This window comes from Algoriphagus kandeliae, from assembly GCF_004571135.1.
Lineage (GTDB): Bacteria > Bacteroidota > Bacteroidia > Cytophagales > Cyclobacteriaceae > Algoriphagus > Algoriphagus kandeliae.
Window position 1 is genome coordinate 338,245 of sequence record NZ_SPSB01000001.1, and the last position, 24,000, is coordinate 362,244.

Annotated in this window: 18 protein-coding genes; 8 read left to right on the forward strand and 10 right to left on the reverse strand. The window is 38.9% G+C overall.

What is annotated here, in order from left to right; genetic code table 11:
• Nucleotides 1-15 precede the first annotated feature (15 nt).
• Complete coding sequence (locus E4S40_RS01415; RefSeq protein ID WP_135069772.1) at nt 16-1,215, reverse strand: PQQ-dependent sugar dehydrogenase; 1,200 nt, start codon at nt 1,213-1,215, stop codon at nt 16-18.
• 90 nt (nt 1,216-1,305) lie between these two features.
• Between E4S40_RS01415 and abc-f the strand changes: the two genes are divergently transcribed.
• Entirely contained in the window at nt 1,306-3,231 is a 1,926-nt protein-coding gene (gene abc-f / locus E4S40_RS01420; RefSeq protein ID WP_135069775.1) for a ribosomal protection-like ABC-F family protein, read from the forward strand.
• A gap of 37 nt (nt 3,232-3,268) precedes the next feature.
• Nucleotides 3,269-4,537 (forward strand): type IX secretion system plug protein, encoded by a 1,269-nt coding sequence (locus E4S40_RS01425; RefSeq protein WP_135069778.1) that lies wholly within the window; start codon nt 3,269-3,271, stop codon nt 4,535-4,537.
• A gap of 67 nt (nt 4,538-4,604) precedes the next feature.
• On the opposite strand, the gene cas6 is transcribed toward E4S40_RS01425, so the two are convergent.
• The 5 genes from cas6 to E4S40_RS01450 all read right to left on the reverse strand — a co-directional run bounded on the left by cas6 (nt 4,605) and on the right by E4S40_RS01450 (nt 8,703).
• Nucleotides 4,605-5,489, reverse strand: a complete 885-nt coding sequence (gene cas6, locus E4S40_RS01430) for a CRISPR-associated endoribonuclease Cas6 (protein WP_135069781.1) — start codon at nt 5,487-5,489, stop codon at nt 4,605-4,607.
• Nucleotides 5,490-5,586: 97 nt separating this feature from the next.
• Nucleotides 5,587-6,684, reverse strand: a complete 1,098-nt coding sequence (ychF, locus tag E4S40_RS01435) for a redox-regulated ATPase YchF (RefSeq protein ID WP_135069784.1) — start codon at nt 6,682-6,684, stop codon at nt 5,587-5,589.
• 4 nt (nt 6,685-6,688) lie between these two features.
• The gene (locus tag E4S40_RS01440; protein ID WP_135069789.1) at nt 6,689-7,777 is read right to left on the reverse strand and encodes an AI-2E family transporter; all 1,089 of its coding nucleotides are present in this window, start codon (nt 7,775-7,777) and stop codon (nt 6,689-6,691) included.
• 77 nt (nt 7,778-7,854) lie between these two features.
• Complete coding sequence (locus E4S40_RS01445) at nt 7,855-8,184, reverse strand: DUF3276 family protein (protein ID WP_135069792.1); 330 nt, start codon at nt 8,182-8,184, stop codon at nt 7,855-7,857.
• Nucleotides 8,185-8,355: 171 nt separating this feature from the next.
• Nucleotides 8,356-8,703 (reverse strand): 4Fe-4S binding protein, encoded by a 348-nt coding sequence (locus tag E4S40_RS01450; RefSeq protein ID WP_135069795.1) that lies wholly within the window; start codon nt 8,701-8,703, stop codon nt 8,356-8,358.
• 122 nt (nt 8,704-8,825) lie between these two features.
• On the opposite strand from E4S40_RS01450, the gene E4S40_RS01455 reads away from it, so the two are divergent.
• Nucleotides 8,826-9,842, forward strand: a complete 1,017-nt coding sequence (locus E4S40_RS01455; RefSeq protein WP_135069798.1) for an acyl-CoA reductase — start codon at nt 8,826-8,828, stop codon at nt 9,840-9,842.
• 7 nt (nt 9,843-9,849) lie between these two features.
• Here the strand turns inward: E4S40_RS01455 and E4S40_RS01460 are convergent, their stop codons facing one another.
• Nucleotides 9,850-11,604 (reverse strand): sensor histidine kinase, encoded by a 1,755-nt coding sequence (locus tag E4S40_RS01460; protein ID WP_262710581.1) that lies wholly within the window; start codon nt 11,602-11,604, stop codon nt 9,850-9,852.
• A gap of 85 nt (nt 11,605-11,689) precedes the next feature.
• Between E4S40_RS01460 and E4S40_RS01465 the strand changes: the two genes are divergently transcribed.
• From E4S40_RS01465 to E4S40_RS01485, 5 genes are all read left to right on the forward strand, one after another.
• Nucleotides 11,690-12,997: a TIGR00366 family protein gene (locus tag E4S40_RS01465; RefSeq protein ID WP_135069804.1), complete on the forward strand. Its 1,308-nt coding sequence runs from the start codon at nt 11,690-11,692 to the stop codon at nt 12,995-12,997.
• 142 nt (nt 12,998-13,139) lie between these two features.
• Nucleotides 13,140-15,404 carry an aconitate hydratase gene (locus E4S40_RS01470; protein ID WP_135069807.1) on the forward strand — a complete coding sequence of 755 codons (2,265 nt, stop codon included), beginning with the start codon at nt 13,140-13,142 and terminating at the stop codon, nt 15,402-15,404.
• A gap of 81 nt (nt 15,405-15,485) precedes the next feature.
• Nucleotides 15,486-16,061 carry a hypothetical protein gene (locus tag E4S40_RS01475; RefSeq protein WP_135069810.1) on the forward strand — a complete coding sequence of 192 codons (576 nt, stop codon included), beginning with the start codon at nt 15,486-15,488 and terminating at the stop codon, nt 16,059-16,061.
• Complete coding sequence (locus tag E4S40_RS01480) at nt 16,061-16,747, forward strand: DUF2490 domain-containing protein (RefSeq protein ID WP_135069813.1); 687 nt, start codon at nt 16,061-16,063, stop codon at nt 16,745-16,747. Before E4S40_RS01475 ends, E4S40_RS01480 begins: the two co-directional genes overlap by 1 nt.
• 134 nt (nt 16,748-16,881) lie before the next feature.
• Nucleotides 16,882-19,797: an ATP-binding protein gene (locus E4S40_RS01485; RefSeq protein ID WP_135069816.1), complete on the forward strand. Its 2,916-nt coding sequence runs from the start codon at nt 16,882-16,884 to the stop codon at nt 19,795-19,797.
• On the opposite strand, the gene E4S40_RS01490 is transcribed toward E4S40_RS01485, so the two are convergent.
• The 3 genes from E4S40_RS01490 to E4S40_RS01500 are packed head-to-tail and all read right to left on the reverse strand — an operon-like array spanning nt 19,785 to nt 23,864.
• Entirely contained in the window at nt 19,785-20,717 is a 933-nt protein-coding gene (locus E4S40_RS01490) for a tetratricopeptide repeat protein (RefSeq protein WP_135069818.1), read from the reverse strand. The two genes, E4S40_RS01485 and E4S40_RS01490, sit on opposite strands and share 13 nt — an antisense overlap.
• On the reverse strand, nt 20,698-21,798 hold the full coding sequence (locus E4S40_RS01495; protein ID WP_135069821.1) for an AI-2E family transporter: 1,101 nt from the start codon (nt 21,796-21,798) through the stop codon (nt 20,698-20,700). Before E4S40_RS01495 ends, E4S40_RS01490 begins: the two co-directional genes overlap by 20 nt.
• A gap of 35 nt (nt 21,799-21,833) precedes the next feature.
• On the reverse strand, nt 21,834-23,864 hold the full coding sequence (locus E4S40_RS01500; RefSeq protein WP_135069824.1) for a M3 family metallopeptidase: 2,031 nt from the start codon (nt 23,862-23,864) through the stop codon (nt 21,834-21,836).
• Nucleotides 23,865-24,000 lie beyond the last annotated feature (136 nt).

The following is a 24,000-nucleotide window of genomic DNA, read 5'->3' on the forward strand; positions in this document are numbered from 1 at the left end:
GAATATTAAATCAAATTAATTTCCAGTATAGGTCACTCTGTAAATACAGTTTGCTACATCGTCGGAAATAAGGAGGCTGCCATCCGGAAGTTCTTGAACATCCACGGGTCTTCCCCAAACTTCCTGAGAAGCGTCATCAAGCCAGCCTGATGCAAATGTTTCTACTCCGCTAACTTTTCCTGTGTCGTCAATTTTGGCTAAAACCACATCGTAACCAGACTTTTTGCTTCGGTTCCAAGAACCATGTTTTGCAATGATTGCCTGATTTTTATAGGTTGAGGGGAACATTCCACCTTCATAGAATCGAATTCCAAGAGGAGCAACATGAGCTCCAAGTTTTGCAGCAGGAGCAACGTAGAAGTCTTGAGACTCACCTTTATCCCCAAATTCTGGATCTTTCACATCTCCAGCATGCCAATAAGGATAACCAAAATGTTGTCCGGCTTCAGTAGCAACATTGAGTTCACAATCTGGGATGTCATCACCCATCATATCCCGGCCGTTATCTGTAAACCAAAGATTGCCAGTTACCGGATGCCAATCAAAACCAACTGAATTTCTCACTCCATGAGCATAAACTTCCGGTTTTGGGTTAGATGAATTCACATCGATTCTGGTAATTGAGGCAAAAATCTCATCCTCTGACTCACAAATATTACAAGGTGCTCCTACGGGAACATACAGCATTCCATCTGGTCCAAAGGCTATAAACTTCCAGCCATGATGTCTCTCTGTAGGGTATTGGTCATAAACAACCTCGTATTTTGGATTTCCTAGGTTATTTAGAATGTCAGGAAATTTGAGAATTCTACTGACCTCGGCGACATAAAGATCCCCATCTTTGTAAGCAACTCCATTTGGCATTCGAAGCCCTTCTGCTAAAATGAACTTGGTGTCAGCTTTTCCATCCGCATCTTCATCTACCACAGCATAGACGTTATTTTCTTGTCTATTTCCGACAAATACAACTCCATTTTCAGCTAAAGCCATCGACCTTGCGTTAGGGATATCTGCTGCCCAAACAGAGATTTCAAATCCTTCAGGCAGTTTTATCCTGTCTAATTTTACATCAGCTTGTGCATCTTTGATCGATCGCTTATTACTTGAATTGGGAGTTTTAATCTCGGTCAGCTTTCTGGAATTTTGCTGACAACTTGCTTGAACCATCAATAGGCCGAAGCATACAGCAAGTGAAATATTTTTCGTGTAGTTCATGGATATTTGATTTTATGAATACAAGTTAAATCTTTTTGGATTGTTTCACGATAAGAGCTCAATAAGCGGTTGATTCCTTATTTTTGCCGCATGTTATCGATTAATAATCTCTCATACTTCATCGGAGGAAGGGCTCTTTACGAAAATGCAAACTTACATATCAAGCCAAAAGATAAAATTGGTTTGGTCGGTCAGAATGGGACAGGAAAATCTACACTTTTAAAAATTATTGCTGGAGAATATCAGCCTAGTAGCGGCGAAGTTCAAAAGGCAAAGGATTGTACTATAGGTTTTTTGAATCAGGATTTGCTTTCCTATCAATCCGATGAAAGTATTCTCCAAGTTGCTTTGGCAGCTTTTAAAGAAACTCTAGCCTTACAAGATGAGATTGATGCCGTGCTCAAACAAATGGAGACGGATTATTCAGAAGAGATTATTAATCGCTTAGCTTCACTTCAGGAGCGCTTTGAGGCTAATGAGGGATATACCATTAAAGCCAAAGCTGAGGAGGTATTGGAGGGAATTGGTTTCAGAACAGAAGATTTAGGGAGACCTCTCCGAAATTTTTCAGGTGGATGGAGAATGCGGGTGATGTTGGCCAAATTACTTCTTGAAAAACCTGCTTTATTGCTTTTAGACGAACCAACAAACCACTTGGATCTCCCATCTATCCAATGGGTCGAAAATTACCTTAAAACCTATGAAGGCGCGGTGGTAGTGGTTTCCCACGATCAGACCTTTTTGGATAACTGTGTCACTTCAATTGTAGAAGTGGCCAATAATACCTTGACTTCCTATCCTGGAAATTATTCTTTCTATAAGAGGGAGAAGAAAGAAAGGATGGAAATCCAGCAAAATGCTTATGAAAACCAACAGCAAATGATTAAGCAAACCGAGCGATTTATCGAGCGTTTTAGAGCAAAGGCGACCAAATCCAACCAAGTGCAATCCCGAATTAAGGCACTCGAACGAATGGAAAGAGTCCAAGAGGTTGTTGATGATGAAGCTTTTGTGAATTTTAAATTCAAATTCTCTCAAAAATCAGGGAGGCATGTAATCACTTTAGATCATATTGGAAAAAGCTATGGTGATCTGGTGATTTTGAAAAACACCTCTGCTTCCATTGAAAGGGGGGATAAAATCGCCTTGATTGGTGCAAATGGACGAGGAAAATCTACTTTATTACGGATCATTGCTGGAACCGAACCAATCACCGGAACTCGAACCCAAGGCCATAATGTGATTCCTTCCTTTTATGCACAGCATCAATTGGAAGCTTTGACCCTTGATAATGAGATAATTCAGGAATTGGCTCAGGAGGGATCCAATAAGTCCGAAACGGAACTCAGAAATGTTTTGGGATGCTTTTTGTTTACCAATGATGATGTTTTCAAGAAAATCAAAGTACTATCTGGAGGAGAAAAATCAAGGGTAGCTCTAGCCAAGACTCTTATTTCCGAAGCTAACTTTTTGCTTCTCGATGAACCGACAAACCACCTGGATTTTCAGTCTGTCAATATCTTGATTCAGGCTCTCCAACAGTATGAGGGGACTTTCATTACGGTTTCCCACGATCGTCATTTTATCAAGGGAGTTGCGAATAAAATTTGGTTTATCGAAGATCATCAAATAAAAGAGTATCCGGGTACGTATGAAGAATATGAGTTCTGGAAGGCTCAACAAGAAGAAGAGAAAACTTCTCAAGTTGATGAAAAACAAGCTAAAAAAGCCAAATCCAAACCTCAGGCAACTAACTCTGAAATTCAGGAAGCTAAGCGGAGCTTAAAGAAACTGGAAAATGAATTAGAGCAAGTCGAGCGGTTAGTTGAAAAATTGGAGAATGAGGAAAAGGAGTTGAGTTTAAAACTTGCTGATCCTGATTTGTATCAAAATGACTCTGAAGCTCAGTCGGTCCAAGATGCTTATAAAGAGGTGAAGTCCAAATTGGATGAGGCAAATAAAATTTGGGAAAGATTGGTTGATGAGATTGCTGATTTGCAGGAGACTATTGCTTGATGTTTTTCAATCTATTTGAAATTGGCTATTTTTCTTTATGAAGATTTTTCTGAGTTTTTTATTGATTTATTTGGTTTTTGTCCAAAGTGTTTTCTCCCAGATTGAGGATCAGGTATTTCGAGATCATATTCAATCTGTTAGAATTTTCCCTCAGGGGTTTGATTTTGATAGCCAAATAGATGCTCCGGCAATCAGCCTCAGAGATTCAAGGAGCTTGGTCTTGCTTTTTGACGATATCGCATTTGATCCTGAACTGTACACTGCCAAATTGATTCATTGCGATGCGGATTGGAATCCTTCTCAATTGAAGGATAATGATTTTTTATCTGGCTTTAACCAATTCAATGTGCAGGACTATGAGTATTCGGTTAATACGCGGTTACCATATATCCACTATCGATTTGAGATTCCTAGGGTTACTAAATCTGGGAATTATGTAGTAAAGGTTTATAGAGGTCGTGAAGAATCAGAGGCTATTTTGACCAAGCGCTTTATGGTTTATGAAGAACTATTTTCAGTTGGAGCTAGCGTTGTGCCTCCTTCCCAAACACGCGATCGGAGAACAGACCAGCAAATTGATGTAGTAGTCAACTATTCAAAGGTCGAAGTGGTCAATCCAAGTTCTCAAATAAAAATTGTGATTCGCCAGAACCAACGTTGGGATCACACAAAACTAATGACGGAGCCCACTTTTTTGAATGAGATTTCTAAAGTTATTCGCTATCAAAATTTTGATGGAACAAATTCCTTTAAGGCTGGAAATGAATTTCGATTTATTGATCTCCGGTTTATTAGAGCTACAGGAGCAAATATTGCCTCAGTTACGGTTGAATCGGATGTAATTTATGCAGAAACGAAAGTCGATGTTCCCCGTACGGGAGAGGTGTATTCTCAATATTTGGATTTAAACGGTCAATACCTTGTCTATACTAATGATCGTCCGGGAGGTAATCCCGAGGTGGAAAGCGAATACATTTTGACTACGTTCAGATTTTTTGCTCCTGAAAGTTCCCAACCAATTTATTTGCTGGGGACGCTCACCGACTGGGGGAAAAAACCAGAGGCGAAGTTATCTTGGAATCCAAAACTCAAGGTTTACGATACCACCCTATTGTTGAAACAAGGTTGGTATGATTATCAGTTTGCTAAACTTGACGGCCAGCAATTTGATTCGGTGGAATTTGAAGGAAGTTTTTTTGAAACGGAAAATGAATATGAGGTCATGGTTTATTTCCGTGCTTTGGGATCGCGTTATGACCAATTGGTAGGTTACGTTTACCTGCATCCCAATAGGCGAAGGTTATAAATCCAATTTTAAAAAACTCAAAGGGTTAAAAACAAAAAAAGTCTGCAGTACTCTGCAGACTTATTGATTAATTTTCTTCGCCTTCTTCCTCACTACTTTCCGAAGGAGCTACATTTTGTCGCATACGCTCGGTAGGTCGGTAGGGCACAAAACCTTCACGCTTAAATTTATATGGTGTGGTTCTATCTCCCGAAGGATGGTTTGCAAGATCTAGCATTCCAAATCCTTTATGAGTAAATGCACCAAGGCCGCATTTGAATACAAAATCCTGGACTTCCGGAGCAGCATAAAGAGTAAATGGCAATGTATAGCCTCTTACCTCGTACTTGACATCCATATCATAAACTGAATAGATTCGAGCAAATTTTTTCTGTTGCTCTTTCAGCTTATTGACATAATTCATGTCAGGTACAACCTGGAACTTGTAGAATGATTCCATTTGCTCTGGAGTATACCATCCCGAACGCTCCATTCTGGTTAAGGTAGATTCATAAAGTAAATCGGAAAATTCATCGCTATCAGGGCTAATGAACCGCTTTCCGATTTCTTCATTGAAGGCTGGGGTGATCAAAACCAATGGAGAAATACATACGAACTTGTTGGAAGTTTCCAATTCTGGTTCGTTTTCTATTTCGGTGTATTCCGGAGAAAGAATCAAGTTACCCAATTCAATTTTTGAAGTTGCGAAAACCTGCTCCAGTAAGTAGTCCATAAAATCCTCACTATGAGAGGATAGGACTAGGGTGACAAGACTGGAGTAGTAATGCAGTCCACTTCTACTTACTTTGGTTTGACCTTTTAGGCCGGAGAAGTTGAAGTAATTGTAATTGAAGAACTCTTCACGTCCACCTTTGACGATCAATCCTTTGAGGAATTGAGCCAAAATGTACTGGTGGTGAAAAGGCAAGTATGAGCCTTTGTTTTTTAGGGAAAATATAAGTCTAACTCTCACGATCTTTTAAAAATGAATGAGACAAATGTTAATAAAATTATAAACGTAATTCTGGGTGGATAAGCAAGGCAAAAGTACAATTTTTTTCTAAGAAATGTTAAACATTGAATCTAAAATGCATAATATCCCCATCTTTTACGATATATTCTTTCCCTTCTATTGCAATTTTTCCATTTTCACGACATCCCGCTTCAGATTTGAATTGCTGATAATCCGCAAGCTTGATCACTTCAGCTTTAATAAATCCTCTTTCAAAATCAGAGTGAATCACTCCAGCTGCCTGCGGTGCTTTCCAACCTTTTTTGATAGTCCAAGCTCGAACCTCCTGAGGACCAGCAGTGAAATAAGTAATCAAGTCGAGTAGGGCATAGGCTGCTGCGATTAGACGATTCAATCCACTTTCTTCTAAACCATATTCGGAAAGGAACAGCTCTTTTTCTTCTGCATCTTCAAATTCTGCGATTTGGGACTCAATTGCTGCGCAAAGAATAATTACTTCTGCATTTTCCTCTTTTACTTTTTCCCGGAGTTTTTCAACATGCTCATTTCCGCTGATAATGCTTCCCTCATCCACATTCGCTACGTATAAAACAGGCTTGATAGTGAGCAGATGAAGATCTCGAACAGCCTCTAAATCTTCTTTTTCAACATCAATAGCTCGAGCATTCAATCCACTTTGAAGACCTTCTTTGAACTTTTGAAGAATCTCAAGTTCCTTTTTTGCTTTGGCATCCCCGGATTTGGCAATTTTTTCAATGCGATTGATCTTTTTCTCTACCGACTCCAAGTCTTTCAATTGGAGTTCCGTATCAATGACTTCTTTGTCAAAAATTGGATCAACACTTCCCGCTACGTGTACAATGTTGTCATCCTCAAAACATCTCACAACATGTATGATGGCATCAACTTCACGGATATTGGCCAAAAATTTATTTCCTAAGCCTTCACCTTTACTTGCTCCTTTGACGAGGCCGGCGATGTCTACGAACTCGATGACAGTAGGCAAAACTCGTTGAGGATTCACCAAGCCCTCCAATATTTTCAGTCGCTTGTCCGGAACGGTAACTACTCCGACATTGGGCTCGATGGTGCAAAAGGGGAAATTTGCTGCTTCAGCTTTTGCACTGGAAAGTGCATTGAACAAAGTGGACTTTCCTACATTGGGAAGTCCGACGATGCCACATTGTAAGGCCATTTATTTAGGTTTTTATTTTAAAGATCTGATAGGATTTGTATCCCTGATAAAATTCCATCACCGAAACCCGGAAAATGGTATAAACAGGAATGGCAAAAATCATCCCGACTACTCCGGCGATTTTTGCCCCGGCAAAGATAACAACAAAAATTTCAAGGGGATGCGCTTTGACAGATTTTGAAAAAATCAAAGGTTGAAGAAAAATATTATCGGCTACCTGCACAATGGCAAACACTGTCAGAATCTTGAAAATCATGTAAGACAATTCACTTCCTTCAGCAAAATTTCCTGTAGAAATTCCGACAATTATCCCAAAGCTAGCTCCCAAAATGGGTCCAGCATATGGAATCAAATTGGCAATAGCCGCAAAAAGAGCAATGGTTAATGCATACTCAATTCCGACTATGCTTAATCCTAAGCTAGCCATAGAAAATATTGCAATCACCTGAATAAGTAGCCCCGAGAGGTAATTGGATAATAGTTTTTCGACTTTGGTAAAGGTGGCTACCGATAATTCAAAATAGGGGTTTGGAGTTAAATGCAGAAGATTTCTCCTCAATAATCCATTTTCCAAGAGAAGGAAAAATGTAATAAAGGCAACGGCAATTATTCCTATTAATAATGAGCTAGTCGTATTGATAATGGTGCTGATGAATTTACCGAAATCCATTCCTGCCACCGTTTCAAGTGCTGTGTTTTGAAGTTGCTCAAAAAGACTACCTTTCGGTGTTTCTACTAGCTGATATTGCATCAACCAGTCTTCTAACCGGTTAACAGGAGATTGGATTTGCTCATAAATGCCCTCATAATCCAAGGCACTTAGTACCATAATTTGATCATTGATCAAAGGAAAAAATAACAAAGCGAGCAGGACAGTAAAAAATATGATGGCTGCAAAAGAAATTATTACAGCCAACCATCGGGGGATATGTTGACCTAGCAGGTGAAAATTGTGAAGTCGATTGGTAAGCGGCCTAAGTAGGGCTGCCAAAATCAGAGAAAGCACCAGGTAAACGGTGATATTGGAAAAATACCAGGCAAAAAGGATGAACCCAGCAATAAATAATATCAAGTATATAAAAAACCGTTGCATAGTTATAAATGAAAAGGAGGCCTAAAGCCTCCTTAAATATACTATTTCCCTGATTCTCTCAAATCAGCTATGGGATGCTATTCCCATCTTAATTCGTCCCGGTATTCATTTTCCGGGTCATCGGATTCAAACTGCTCGAAGTCAAAATCTGGCATCAATTCATTTTTGACATGATCTACAGCCTCATTTAGAGCTTCTACGAACTTGAAAAAATCCTCCTTGTACAGGAAAATTTTATGTTTTTCGTAGCTAAATGAATCTCCTTGGGCTTTTCTTTTACTCTCCGTAATTGTAAGATAGTAGTCGTTGCCTCTTGTAGATTTAATGTCAAAAAAATAAGTTCGCTTTCCTGCTTTTACTTTTTTAGAGAAAATTTCATCCCTATCAAATCCTCTTCGATCTTCCACAATGCGTAATTTTTTTAGTTGCTGGGTAAATTAATTAGGAACTAAGATAGCAAAAACCGCTTCTAGAAATCAAAATAAACAATCAATTTTTTTCTAGAAGCGACAGTTTTTTGTCAATAAAAGGTTGAAAATCAATGATAAATGAAAAAAATAAAAGGAGGTTTACCTCCTTTATTCTCCGTGTAAATAAGCCTTTTTAGCTAGCAATTCTTCTTCGGTTTCTCGATGGTCCGGATCATCTACACAGCAGTCTACTGGACATACTGCAGCACACTGCGGCTCTTCATGAAACCCATTGCATTCTGTACATTTCGCCGTTACGATGTAATAAAATTCATCTGAAACAGGTTCCTGCTTTTCATTTCCATCTACAACGGTACCATCTTCAAGGGTTACTTCTTTAAGGGACGTTCCTCCTCCCCAAGTCCACTCGACTCCGCCTTCATAGATAGCTGTATTAGGACATTCAGGTTCGCATGCACCACAGTTGATGCATTCGTCTGTAATCATTATCGCCATAACATTTCAAAATTTGTTTCCAAAATTAATAAGCGCAACACAGATCGACAATAAAAAGTTGTCATACTAACTAATTTAAAATAATTCTATCCGAATTAAGATCATTCAGGTAAATTTGCTCCATGATTCCTTTCAATAGAAGAGTTCAGGCATTCATTAATTTAGGTAATCTCCTAGCAGAGTTATCTGGGGAAGAAAAAGAGGTTTTATTTCGCAGGGCCGAAAATCAAAATAATTGGTTCACTCGAGCTAGTTGTGAAAAAGCCTTTTCTGGATTGATCCATATGCTTGATTCCACTCGATTGGAAGATTGGCTTTCGGCTTATGATTTTTCGAAAATTGGAAACAGTAAAGATGTAGGGGTTTTGATGGCTGGAAATATTCCTGCTGTTGGCTTTCATGACTTGATGTCCGTTTTATTGGCTGGCCATGGAATCAGTGCAAAATTGAGTTCGGCTGATTCAGTTTTGATGAATTGGTTAATTGAAAAGTTGACTGAAATTGAACCTGCATGGAAGGATTTTATACAGGTTTCGGAAATGCTAAAAGGAAAGGATGCCTATATCGCTACAGGAAGTGATAATTCCTCCCGTTATTTCCAATATTATTTTGGGAAATACCCTTCGCTCATTCGTCAAAATCGAACATCTGTTGGGATATTAAAAGGAGATGAAAGTGAGGAGGAGATATTGGCCTTAGGAGAGGATGTGTTTACTTATTTTGGGCTAGGCTGCCGAAATGTTTCCAAAGTCTTTTTGCCTGATGAAAATCTTGTTCAGGGTATTTTATCAATCTGGGAATCTTTCTCTGGAATTGCTGACCATCACAAATACCATAATAATTACGAGTATAATAAGTCCATCTATTTGGTCAATGGGGAACCACATTTGGATAATGGATTTCTCATCATGAAAAAGGAAGAAGCGCTAGTTTCTCCCATTTCGGTACTGTACTATGAAATCTATAATTATCTAGGAGAACTGGAGGATAAACTAAGGGCTCAACAAAATAAAATTCAATGTGTAGTCGCTAAGGAAGAAACTTGGCCTGGGGCGGTAGATTTTGGAAAAGCCCAAATGCCAGGACCCAAAGATTATGCGGATGGAGTGGATACGATGGAGTTTTTGCTGAGTTTATAATAACTCTTTATGCTAGGGGAAGGTATATGCAGAAAGTTGTCCCTTGATTAAGTTCACTTTCTATATTCAACCTGCCTTGATTTTTGCTGATATACTCTCGGACCAAGATTAAGCCTAGACCTGTTCCACCTTCATGACCTACTCCTCGGGTTGTGAAGGAAATTCCAGCTTCAATTTTTTGAAGGTTTTCTGGAGAAATACCTGTTCCAAAGTCTTGGATACAGATTTTTGCTTCCTCATTTAATTTTTCAACACTGACTAAAATTTCCGAATCTGGTTTTGAAAATTTAATGGAATTATTGATCAAGTTTCGGAGAACTAGATCGGTCATATTTCGATCAGCCTTCACCGAAATGGGCTCACTTTCCTGAATTTTTATTTCAATTTGTTTTTCGTTCGCGATTCGATCTAGTAACTTTTTTTGTTGCTCAATCAATTGAATAATGTCGAATTCCTGAATTTCTACCTGTTCTTTTCGGATTTGTGAGGAGGCCCATGCTAATAAGTTTTCTAGAAGGATAGCTACCTGCTCCATGTTCTTAGAAACTTCAGGTAACATTTCATGTAATTCCTCCTTTGAAATCATCCCTATTTGGGTCATGTGAATCAGTTCTTTTACTCCGAAGATGGGACCTTTCAAATCATGGGAAATGATACTAAAAAATTTGTCCTTTAAATCATTGAGCTTTTGAAGATCTTCAGTTTGTTTTCGAAGTTTTTCTGTAGTCTTAAGTTCTTCTGTTAGATCATCGAAGAGTAAAATCAAACCAATTCTTTCGGAATCTTTGTCTTCAATCAACATCACTTCGATTCGAATAGTCCGATCACTTCCTTCTGGGTTAAAAGTGATTGTTTGCTCTTTCGGGCTTTCGAATATTTGTAAAATAGGTAACTCCGATTGAAAAATGTCCTTTGCTTGTGCTCCAATTTTAATTTTCTGGGGATCCTTGCAAAACGATTTAACCTTTGAATTAAAATCAATTACTCGTTGATGGACATTGAACACTAGGACTCCTTTGGTCAAGGATTCCATAATTTTGCCATGGGCTATGGGCTTTATGCTGAACAATCCATATTTCAAAATTGCCAAGCCAAGTATCAAATAAGTTGCTAAAAAGGCAAAGGGTGTAAGATCAATAAATCCCAATGGAGAGATCACTCCTGTTTGATAAAAAAAGTTGAAAATCAGTGGAAAGAATCCACCTGCTATCAAAAGGCGGGTTTGATTTTTATATAAAGGATCTGCGAATTGAAATCTTCTCCAGAGAATAATGGTCCCCAATAAAAAGGCAAGGTAGGAGTAAAGTACGTGGATGATATAATAGGGGCCCCGTTCAATTCCCAAGATGGGAAAAGGACTTCCTTCAGTGACTAAAAATGTTTTGGTATAATGAAGGTGGTGAAGTTCATTTGAAATCACCATGAAAAGAGTAAGCGCTGGAATTGTAAAGGTTCCAATTAAAACCCCGGGCTTTGCCCAGTTTCTGTAGCCTGTATATCGAAGAGTGAAAATAAGCCAAACAGCCGGTGCAAAGGAAATCCCAATGTATTCAAACCTGACCCAATGGAGCATTTGATCTAGGGACGTTGAGGCTAGCTCCAATCCATAAAAAAATCCCCAAACAGTTACCAAAATCATTGTCGTCGCCAACCATCTGATCAATTGGTCAAGACTTAAGGCAATGTAAATTGATAGAATCATGACCACTAAGCTGGTCAAGACCAGAATGATCGAAAATACATTAAATGTAAAATCAAGCACAGATTCGGGCTTTAAGGAGTTTTTTCTTTTAGTGGATTTTCGCCTAATATTACAGAAAAAAAATTAACTCCGAAATAAATAAGACTTGAATAAAAAACGAATAGCAATTTCTTTTCCAAGCCCCTTCGATCTTGTTTTGATTTTAAGTGGATTGGTTTTAATAGCTGCTATTTTGGCTTTACGGTCTCAGGGGAATTCAACGGGAGAAAGTATACAGATGACCCTTCTTTTTTGGAAGGATGGATTTTTTAGTCTTCTGGAATTTACCTTGCAAATGATGATGATTCTGGTGTTTGGTTATGCATTGGCCATTGCAAAACCTATTCATCACTTTTTGAAAAAAATTGCTCATTTACCTCAAAATGCCCTTCAAGCTATTCTGTTCACAGGACTTATTACCATGCTAGCAGGACTATTGAATTGGGGTTTTGGACTTATCGTTGGAGCGCTATTGGCGCGCTTTGTCCATTTAGCTTTGGAGGAAAAAAATATCCCTTCCAATTCTGCCTTATTAGCATCTGCAGGATATTTAGGAATGGCTGTTTGGCATGGAGGTTTGTCCGGATCTGCTACTTTGAAAGTGGCAGAACCCAATCATTTTCTGGTAGATAGAATTGGTCAAATTTCGGTAGATCAGACCATTTTTTCATTGGAAAATTTAGGGATGACCTTGGGTTTGGTTTTTGTCTTTTCACTCGTCTTAGCGATTCTGTATCGATCCAAAAAAAATGATGAGAATCCTACTTACAGTCATCCCCTGAGACCAATTCCCCCTGGAGAAAACAAAAGAATTGGTTTGTGGATAGGCTTGTTTATGATAGTTCTATTCAGTTGGATTGCGTTTAATGAATCTCAAAATGGCTTGGGATTTTTTAATTTGAACCTGATGAATTTTCTACTTTTTGGCTTGACGCTTTTCGTGTTTCGCGATTTAAAAAGTTTTACAGAGGCTGTAAGTGAGGGTATAAAAAGCGCTTCGGATATTTTTATACAGTTTCCATTCTATGCGGGGATTTTAGGAATGGTCACTTATTCTGGCTTGCTAGATCAACTTTCCAACTTATTTTTGGATAATGCAGACCAGAGTTTTCTTGGTCCATTTACGCTTATTTCCGCCGCATTTGTAAATCTATTGATTCCTTCAGGTGGAGGTCAGTGGGCTGTTCAGGGACCAATTATCATGCAAGTCACGAAAACCTTGGGGATGGATCCTTCTAAAATGATCTTAGTGTTTTCCTACGGAGATCAGATAAGTAATTTATTACAACCTTTTTGGGCTTTGCCATTGCTGTCGATCACAGGAGTGAAAGCTTCTCATCTGATCCGCTACACCTTTTGGCTTTTTTTAGCAGGTTTTGGCTTTTTGATGTCTGCCGTCTATTTCTTTTTCTAAATCGCTTGGCATTTTTGGAAAATGATTCCAATATTTTGGATGAAGGCCTTGTTTATGAATTTATTTGGTTACCGATTTCGGGCCTAATTTTCTATATTTGCACTTCGATTTTGAACCTTTTATCCACTTAAAATCCTATAAAATGGCTTTTGACATTGAAATGATCAAGGATGTGTATGCTCGCTATCCGGAGCGTATTGCGGCTGCGAGAAAAGCAGTCAACAGACCCTTGACTTTGACCGAGAAAATTTTGTATTCCCACCTTTCTGAGGGGCCAGCTTCTCAATCTTTTGAAAGAGGAAAATCCTATGTGGATTTCCAGCCTGATAGAGTAGCGATGCAAGATGCTACGGCACAAATGGCTCTTCTACAGTTTATGCAGGCGGGTAAAGACAAGGTTGCAGTTCCCTCTACAGTGCACTGCGATCACTTGATCCAGGCACAAGTCGGTGCAGATAAAGACCTTTCAGTTGCTAAAGACAAAAACCGTGAGGTGTATGATTTCTTGGCATCTGTTTCTAATAAATATGGAATTGGTTTCTGGAAACCAGGTGCCGGTATCATTCACCAGGTTGTTTTGGAAAATTATGCTTTTCCAGGCGGAATGATGATCGGAACAGATTCCCATACACCAAATGCCGGTGGTCTAGGAATGATCGCAATCGGTGTGGGTGGTGCGGATGCCTGTGACGTGATGGCAGGTCTTCCTTGGGAACTGAAGTTTCCGAAATTGATTGGGGTTAAGCTTACTGGAAAACTTTCCGGCTGGACCTCTGCTAAAGACGTAATTTTGAAAGTAGCTGGTATCCTAACCGTGAAAGGTGGAACTGGTTACGTTGTTGAATATTTTGGAGATGGAGCTAGATCTCTTTCTGCTACAGGAAAGGGTACTATCTGTAACATGGGTGCTGAGATCGGCGCTACCACTTCTATTTTCGGTTATGATGAAAAGTCAGCTGCTTATCTTGAAGGAACCGGAAGAGCGGATGTAGCCGAGCTTGCAAATGGAATTGCTGAGCACTTGACAGGTGACCCTGAGGTATACGCTGATCCTGAGAAATATTTTGATCAGGTAATCGAAATCAACCTTTCAGAATTGGAGCCACATATCAATGGACCATTTACTCCAGACTTAGCATGGCCACTTTCTAAATTTGCTGCTGCTGTGAAAGAAAACGGTTGGCCTGCAAAATTGGAGGTAGGTTTGATTGGCTCTTGTACCAACTCTTCTTATGAGGATATCTCCAGAGCTGCATCTTTGGCTCAACAAGCAGTTGATAAAAAATTGATTGCTAAATCTGAATTCACCATTACTCCAGGTTCTGAGCAAGTTCGTTTTACAGTTGAGCGTGACGGATTCTTGGATACCTTCGGGAAAATGGGTGGGGTGGTTTTGGCAAATGCCTGTGGTCCTTGTATTGGACAGTGGGCTCGTCATGGAGCTGAAAAACAAGAGAAAAACTCCATCATCACTTCCTTCAACCGAAACTTTGCGAAGCGTGCTGACGGAAACCCAAATACCCATGCATTCGTGGCCTCTCCCGAAGTAGTTACTGCTATGGCAATCGCTGGTGACCTTACTTTCAACCCAATGAAGGACAGCTTGGTCAATGAGGAAGGCCAATCTGTGATGTTGGATGAACCAAAAGGTTTGGAATTACCAACCATAGGATTCGCAGTAGAGGATGCCGGATACCAAGCTCCAGCTGCTGACGGTTCGAAGGTTGAAGTAATCGTAGATCCTAAGTCAGAGCGTCTGCAATTATTGGAATCATTCCCTGCATGGGAAGGTACTGATTTGAAAGGCTTGAAGTTATTGATCAAGGCCAAAGGAAAGTGTACCACTGACCATATTTCTATGGCAGGTCCTTGGTTGAGATTCCGTGGTCACTTGGATAATATTTCCAATAACATGTTGATCGGTGCTGTTAACGCATTCAACGATGAGACCAATAAAGTTAAAAATCAATTGACTGGAGAGTATGGAGAAGTACCTGCTACCCAGCGTCAATATAAAGCCGAAGGTATCGGTACATTAGTAGTAGGAGACGAAAACTACGGTGAAGGATCCTCCAGAGAGCATGCTGCTATGGAACCAAGATTCCTCGGTGTTCGTGCTATTTTGGTTAAATCTTTTGCTCGAATTCACGAAACCAACCTGAAAAAGCAAGGCATGCTTGCTTTGACCTTTGCTAATCCTGCGGATTATGACAAGGTGCAGGAAGATGATGTTATTGACATCCTAGGTTTGGAAAGCTTTGCTCCAGGTGTTCCATTGAAGGTAGTTCTTCACCACGCAGATGGATCAAAAGATGAATTCGAAGTAAACCATACCTATAATGAAGGTCAAATTGAATGGTTTAAGGCAGGTTCAGCCTTGAACTTGATTAAAGCAGGTTTGGCTTAACTTAAAAGGAAACCTTAATTCAAAAGAACCGTTGCCATTTTTTGGTAACGGTTTTTTTCTTTGTATTCAACCAAATCATCTATGAGAATAACCATCATTTTTTTGGTATTCCTACTTATTTCAGGTAAGGGCTTTTCCCAAAAGAAAATTGAACAGGAAAAGCGAATAAAAAAGCAGGAAGTACCTGAGTTGGCCTTAGAATGGCTAGAGGATTCTTTTGAAGGCAGAAAAAAAGTTCGTTGGTATCTGGAGATTTCAGACCAAGGAATCTCTTATGAGGCCAAATTTCCCTGGAATGAAAAATTTCACAGTGTAGAATTCGATTCCCTGGGGAATATTCAGGATGTGGAGGTTGAAATCCAACAGCAGGAATTGGAAAAAGATACAGAGTCCAATATTCTATCATTTTTACAAAGCGAATATTCTGAATTTCGAATTCAAAGAATCCAAAGGCAGTATTCTGGAAATGCTGATGATTTGGAGGATTTTTTTGATGAAGGTGAGTTAGAAAGACTAACTATTCGATTTGAAATCGAATACATAGCTAAGGATAGATCGGGAAATCAAGCCTTTTGGGAAGGTCTTTTTGACCAAAATGGAAATTTGATTTCTAAGCGAGAAGTTGAAATTCGGATCATGGATAACTTGATTTTTTGATGAGAAGAGGGATTTTCTTTTTGCTGCTTTTGTTCTTGTTTGCCTTTTCTTCCTTTGCTCAGGATCAGGTGTTCTTTACTGGTTTTTTCCCGGAAGCAGCCATTACCAAAAAGCTATCAAATGGGAATAAGGTCAATTTCAAAGTAGAGAATCAAGAGATTATTTATCGAAATTTTGAAAATCCTGAAGACCGATGGCAATTCAAGCATTATCGGACAGACTTGATGGCATTTTATGATTGGAAGCTCAGTCCTTTAAGTAGCATGGCTTTGGGTTTGTTTTATCGAATTCAGGATGGTTCCAATTCTTATCGGTTGATTCAGCAATTTGCCGTTTTGGATCGTTTTCGGAGATTTAGAATGGGGCACCGATTTCGATTGGATCAGACATTTACCCCAGGTGAAACTGCTGAATTCAGATTCAGATATCGAATTGCTCTGGATGTACCCTTACAAGGAGATGAAGTAGATCCAGGAGAAAGTTATTTGGTGATATCTACAGAACCTATTTTTAGTTTACAGGATAGTGAATTAGGACTTGAAAATCGCTTTGTTTTGACCTTAGGGAAGTTGATTAATTCCCAACAAAAAATTGAATATAGTGTGGATTATCGCACGGATGGATTTTTTCAAGAAGGCTTTAGAACCCGTTTATGGGCGAAAATTGGCTATTTCTATAATTTTTGATGCATTTTTTCATATTTGAAAAGTAAAAAATTTGCTATGAAATACAAATTGCTGTATGTTTACGACGTAATTTTACCATAAGTAAGGATTCATCCATAAAACTCTCGAACAGAACATAAGTAAGAAAAGGATTGATGAAGGACAGAGGGATTAATAGCACTTTTAAGAAGATCATTTATGAGTCCTCTGAGATGGTCTTTCTTGCTGACGATTCCTATCCGTATAATATTTTTTATGCTAATGAATCCTTTGAGGACCAAATCGGTGAAACACTCCAAGATCGAAGTCTTGCCGGACTAGGCCTTGATATCAGCAATTATATCTTTAAGGAGGAATTACTTCTAAATCATGATGGCAAGGAGTTTTTGTTTAAGCTTGAATTGCCCGAGGATAATGGGACTAATTATTATTTGTTCTACAAAGGAGTCGAGTTAAAAACCCAAGGCCTTCCTTCTAATCGTGAAATTCAGGAATTTTTTAAAAGGGGTTTGGATATCCTTGCTGTTGGACAGCATGATTATTTGACGTATTTAAATGATGCGGTCAAGCCTATTTTAGGTTATGATGCAGAGGAATTGATTGATACCAGTCTTTGTTCGTTTGTCCATGAAGAGGATCTGCAGAAGGTTCGGAAAATTTGGAAAAACAAAGGAGGAAATGACAAAATGGCCTTTTTCCATACTCGAATCAAGCAAAAGGGAGGAGGCTATTCTCTATTGGAGTGTTCGGTACAATTTGCAGATTCTCATTTTTATTTGATTTCGAGAGATCAGACAGAGTTTTATTTGGAACGTGACCTTTCCAAAAAGTTGCTTAGCATTCAGCAGCAAGTTCCTAGTCTTTCTGATTCGGTGAGTTTTAATTTGGATTTATCGAAAGGGAAAATCAATTGGGATAAGGAGGCTTTGGAAAAATTCAAAGCTGAGTCCAAGAAAGAGCGAAAATTACTTTTCGAAAAGATTTTGCATAAAATCGAAACAGATTCTAACAAACTCAAAGTTGACGGGAATCTGAATTGGAAGGGTCAAGATCTAAAATTGGTTGCTGAAAAAACAGAATTGCCGAATGGCAGGGAAGTTTGGATAGGATATTTGGCGGATGATAGTTCAAGGCAGGAATTACTTTCAGAAAAATCTTTACTAGAAAGTTTTCTTTTCCGCTCCCCTGAGCCTTTGATGGTTTCTTTGGGAAGTAAAAAAATTATCCATTGCAATGAAGCAGCTAGAAAACTTCTTGGATTGGAAAAGGAAACTACTTTTGAAGACTTGAGCCAATTAGAGGAGCTTTTTGATGAGACAGAGATTTGGAATGATTGGCTGCAACAAATAGAAAAAGGAGAGGAAGTTCAGCCTTTAATTGCTCCAATACTCAATCAAAAGGGAAAGCCTTTGACTCTGGAGATTTGTTACACCACTTTTGAAGAAAATTCCAACCATTATTTCCTATTCTCCTTTAAGAATATCTCGGAAAAGCTGTCGCTTGAAAAAACACTTGAAGAGAGTAGTAACTTTTTGATAAACCTTACTGAGCAAGTTCCTGGAGGGCTCTATCAGCTAGTTTTGGATAAAAATGGCGGAATGAATTTCTCCTTCCTTTCAAAAGGAATTACATCGGTATTAGGAATTTCAGAATCAGAAATCGAAGAATTCACGGATATATCATCCACTATAAGCAAAGTTCATCCTCAGGATTTGCCTCATGTAATCATGACTTCGGTAGCTTCTGCTCGAAAACTTGAACCTTGGCAATGTCAATTCCGGGTCAAGGATGAGCATCAACCGGGAGGTTTCCGGTGGATTTTGGGTGCGGCAAGACCACAGACCTTGGAAAATGGGGATATGGTTTGGTATGGATACCTAACAGATATTAGTAAGCAGAAGGAATTTGAAGCTAAACTTGATGAGGCCCGACAAACTGCAGAAAAGGCGAGTCAGATTAAGTCCGATTTCTTGTCTATGATTAGCCATGAACTCAGAACGCCTCTAAATGCTATTTCGGGTTCAGTTTATTCTTTGCTCCAAGAAAACCCATCAAACTCTCAGAAAAACACCCTGAATACCATCAGCTTTGCCGTGGACAATTTGATCATTATGATCAATGATTTACTTGACTTCCAAAAAATTGAAGCAGGCAAACTTTCCATTGAAAAGGCTCCTTTCAATTTGACGGAGTTGGTACACCAAGTCATGAAAGGGCTTTCTTTCCATGCCCGAGATAGCAAAAATTCGCTTAATCTTCATCTTGACTCTAATTTGGATCTTGAAGTCAAAGGCGATAAAACCCGGCTTTCTCAGATTTTGAACAATCTGATTACCAATGCCCTCAAATTTACCCATGAAGGAAAGGTGGATTTGACAGTCAAACTATTGAAGAAAAACACGTCACAGGTTAAAGTTTATTTCGAGGTAAAAGATACAGGAATCGGAATTGCACCAGAGCATCAGGATAGGATTTTCAATGATTTCGATCAAATCAAACCTACCTTCAGCACCAAGTATGGAGGAACAGGTTTAGGACTTTCTATTACCCGAAAGCTTCTCAATTTGATGAATTCATCCATTCAATTGGAGTCAGAAACTGGAAAGGGTAGCCGTTTCTATTTTGAAATTGATTTTGATTTGGTAGAAAATGAGGGACCAAAGAATGTAATCCTTAATGGGTTTAATCGTGATTTTTCCAGTCTTCATTTATTGATGGCTGAAGACAATGATGTCAACGCTTTGGTGCTTGGGAAAATCATTAAGAAATGGGGATATACTTTTGATCGCGTTCCAAATGGTGCCTTAGCTGTCGAAGCCGTACAGACCAAGAAATACGACTGTGTTTTAATGGATATTCAAATGCCTGTCATGGATGGGTTTGAAGCTACTGTGGAAATCAAAAAGATAATGGACATTCCAGTGATAGCATTGACAGCAGCCGCCAAACTTGAAATCATGGAAAAAGTGGAATCCTGTGGATTCGATGGCTTTGTGGCAAAACCAATTGATGCTGCTGAACTTTTGAAGAGAATCAAAGAAGTGATTTCGGAGAAAAATCACAATTTCTGAGCTTTTTCATAATATTCAGCAACCAAATCCATCTCAGGAAAATCTCTGTAAAGCTCCTGTAAATATTGAAGAGCCGAGATTTTATCTCCTTTCAAAACGTAATAAATTCCTTTGTTTCGGAGCGCATACGGATTGTTTGCATCCATTTTTAGGCTTCGGTTGATAAATTCAAGACCATCTTCAATTTGACCGAGGTAAAGCAAGTACAAACCCTTATTATTATAAAAATAGGCTTGGGATGTATTGAGGGATATAGCCTTTTCTACAGCTTCTAAGGCCAGTTGATAGTTACCTCGATCAAAAGCAATCATTGACTCCAGATTATGCAAGTATGGTTCCATGGGGTTGATTTCTTTTGCCATGTCCAAAAGAGAATCAGCCTTCGCATAATTTTTCTGATAGTAGAAAATAGTCGCTTGGTTGACTATTAGATCCGAATTTTCAGGATTTAGTTCCAAGGCTTTTCCGAAGGCAGCTAGTGCCAAATCATAATTTTGAAGCTTCTCCTGAACTAGTCCTCCAAGAAAAAATCCCTTCCATTCATTGGGTTGGTTGTTTTGAAGCCAATTTGCATCTTCTCGGGCTTTGTAAAACTCTCCATTGTCCAAGTAGGTCAATCCACGTTGGAAATAAGCTTCTGAATAGGTCGGTTGATAGTTGATGGCAGCTGAAAAATCCAGAATTGCTTCGTCTAATTGGTTCAACTGTAGATGGGCTACAGCTTTGTTAAACCAAGCATCTGAATAAGTGGAATCAAGATCTAGTGCTTCCTGATAAAACTCTAAAGCTCCTCTAGGGTCATTTTCATCAAGTTTTTCATTCCCTTTTAATAGGAATCTTCCTTTTTTGTCTTCGACTGAATCGCAGGATATAATAGAAATCGCTAGAAGAAATAGGAGACTAATCCTGATCTTTTTCATCTTTTGGTTTAGGTTTTTTTGGTTTCGCTTTTTCTTCACCAAGTAGAAAAGCGAAAGGTTTGGTCTCTTCTGTGAGATCAAATATTTCTCTCAAAATCGCTAAAGTTGGAATGATAAGGATCATCCCAGCTACTCCCCATATGGTACCTCCAATCAACAATCCCAAGAAGGTGATGAAGGCGTTGAGGTTGACATTACCCCCGACAATTTTTGGAGTCAAAAAGTTTCCTTCAACCAATTGAATTAGCTGGTAGGCTACCAAAATAGCAACTGGATAAAAAAGACTATCTTTTGTCAAGAATGAATATACCACGGGGAGAAGTACTCCGAAAAATGGTCCTACATATGGAATAATATTTAGGATAGCTCCTAAAACCCCAAAAAAGATCGCATGCTTTATTCCTAATGCTGTATAAGCCGTCACATTCAATAGTGCCAAAATGAGCATTACTTTACCCACCCCGACGATGTAATGTTGAATTACTTTTCGAAGGCTGGTAATCCGCATTTTCACTAAAGTAGGGTCACGATCCCGATAAATCATAATCATCATTTTGGTAAGATGATCACGATATAAAACCAGGAAAAACATGAAAACAGGAATCAATACAACACCAGAAAGAGATCCTACCGTTTTCAAGGCAAAATTGGAAATGCTAGAACTGTGCTCGTCAAGAATTTCCCTGAAATATTCCACATTGGCCTTCTTTCGGATCTCATAGTCCATCCCGAAGGTGCTTTGGGTCCAATCATCGACTTGATTGGCATAGTTTGAAACTCTGCCGCTTACATCATCAAAATCATTGGTGAATGCTGCAACATTTCCAATAATAAATGACAATAGTCCTCCCACTATAAGTATCATCAAAAGCAAGGAAAGAAAACTTGCCAAGGTTCTTGGTATCTTTTTCTGTTCCAGCCAATTGTTAAGCGGAGTGAAAAGAATCGCGAAAAACCCTCCCATAAATAATGGGATTAGGAGGCTTTTTCCCACGATTAAAAAGAATACCAAGACAATGATGAAAACCAAAACCAGTAAGGCTTTGAGAAAGGAGGGGAGTGCTTGATACGGCTTTTGCATATCCAATTTTTTTCAGAATATACTGGACTTTTCTATCAAATCAAACCAGCCCTTCGAAGCAGTGCATCAGGCTTTGGTTCTCTTCCCCTGAATCTTTTGTAAAGCACAGTAGGATGCTCTGTGCCTCCCGCAGACAGGATGTTTTTTTGAAATGATTGGGCCGTTTCTGGATCGAAAATTCCCCTTTCCAAAAACAATTCAAAAGCATCAGCATCCAATACTTCAGCCCATTTGTAGCTGTAATATCCAGCTGCATATCCACCTTGAAATATATGGGAAAAAGAAGTGCTCATCAGGGTATTTGGTACTTTAGGAAGCAGGTCTGTTTTCTCCATAATCTTTCGCTCAAAATCAAAAAGATTCCCAATGGTAGATGGGTTTCCTTGATGGTAAGCCATATCCAACAACCCAAAGCTAATTTGTCTCACCGTTTGATAACCTTGTTGGAAATTGGCAGCCTTTTTAATACGCTCGATGAGATCTTGGGGGATTTTTTCTCCAGTTTCATAATGTCTTGCAAAAAGATCCAAGCACTCTTTTTCATAGCACCAGTTTTCAAAAATTTGAGAAGGTAATTCCACAAAATCCCAATAAACACTTGTTCCAGAAAGACTTTGGTAATGGGTTTTGGCGAGCATTCCATGTAGCGCATGCCCAAATTCATGGAATAGGGTAGTCACTTCATTGAAAGTTAATAGACTCGGTTTGGTTTTGGTTGGTTTGGTGAAGTTGCAGACAATAGAAATATGCGGACGGTGGTCTATTCCATTTGCCTCAAATTGACTTTTATAGCTTGTCATCCAAGCTCCGTTTCTTTTTCCGGCTCTGGGAAAAAAGTCAGCATAAAAAACGGCGATATGTTTACCATCTCGGTCTTTTACTTCATATGCCGTTACGTCTGAATGGTAAACAGGGATGTCTTTATTTGGGGTAAAATGTAAGCCATAAAGTTTTCCTGCAGTCTGAAAAACCCCTTCGATGACATGTTCGAGTTGGAAATAAGGACGAAGCAGTTCATCATCTAATTCATATTTTTCTTTTTTTAGAAGCTCGGAGTAGTAGGCAAAATCCCACCGTTCGAGTTTCTCGATTCCGTCTAGTTTCTTGGCAAATTCTGCAAGTTCAGCGACTTCTTCCTCAGCTTTTGGCTTAGCTTTCTCAAGTAAATCTTCCAAAAACTTTAAAACTTCCTCTGGGCTTTTAGCCATCCGTTCTTCCAATACAAATTGTGCATGGGAGGAGTATCCTAGCAACTTTGCTCTTTCATATCGAAGCTGAAGGATTCGTTTGATGGTATCTTGATTATCCAGTTCATCCCCTTTGCATGATTTGGTATTGTAAGCCAAGAAAAGGGTTTTTCTCAATTCCCGGTTTTTGAGATAGGTCATTGCGGGAATGTAGGATGGATAGGCTAGAGTAAAAGCCCATTGGCCGGGTTTGCCTTTTTCCTCTGCAGTTTGTGCTGCGGCTTCTTTGATACTATCCGGAAGACCCTCCACGTCAGCTTCGTTTTCTACAAAATGAACAAAGCGATTTGTTTCGGCTAAGACATTCTCACCGAACTTCAAAGATTGCTGAGCTAGTTCTTGGTCGATTTCTCGCAGTTTGGTAGCGTCTTCTTTGGAGAGATTGGCGCCATTTCGAACAAATGCCTTGTATGTTTTTTCTAGGAGAGTTTTCTGCTCGGCACTAAGATTCAGTTCATCTTTTTGTTGAAAAATCTGAGCGACTCTGGAAAATAACTCTTGGTCTAGGAGAATATCATTTGAATGTGCTGTTAAAAGAGGGGAGATTTCCCGAGCTAGTTTTTGAATTTCATCATTGGTTTCTGCTGAGTTTAGGTTGAAAAAAATGGCTGAAATCATATTCAGTTTATTTCCAGACCTATCCAAAGCTTCAATAGTATTTTCAAAAGTTGGAAGTGGATTCGCTTTGATTGCTTCAATTTCTTCTTTTGCTAGGTGTATTGCTTCTTTTACAGCAGGAAGAAAATGTTCAGTTTTTAGCTTGTCAAAAGGTGCTGTTTCAAAAGGATTGGTAAATTTTTCCAATAGGGGGTTACTCATATTTTCTTTGATTTTTAATAAAAATCGATGGGATCAAGTAATGGTTTCAATTAAACTCCAAATTTATCTATCCCATTTGAATTGAAGGGTTTTTGGAAGAAGAATTCCCAGTTTACTTTTAAAGTCTAAACTCAAT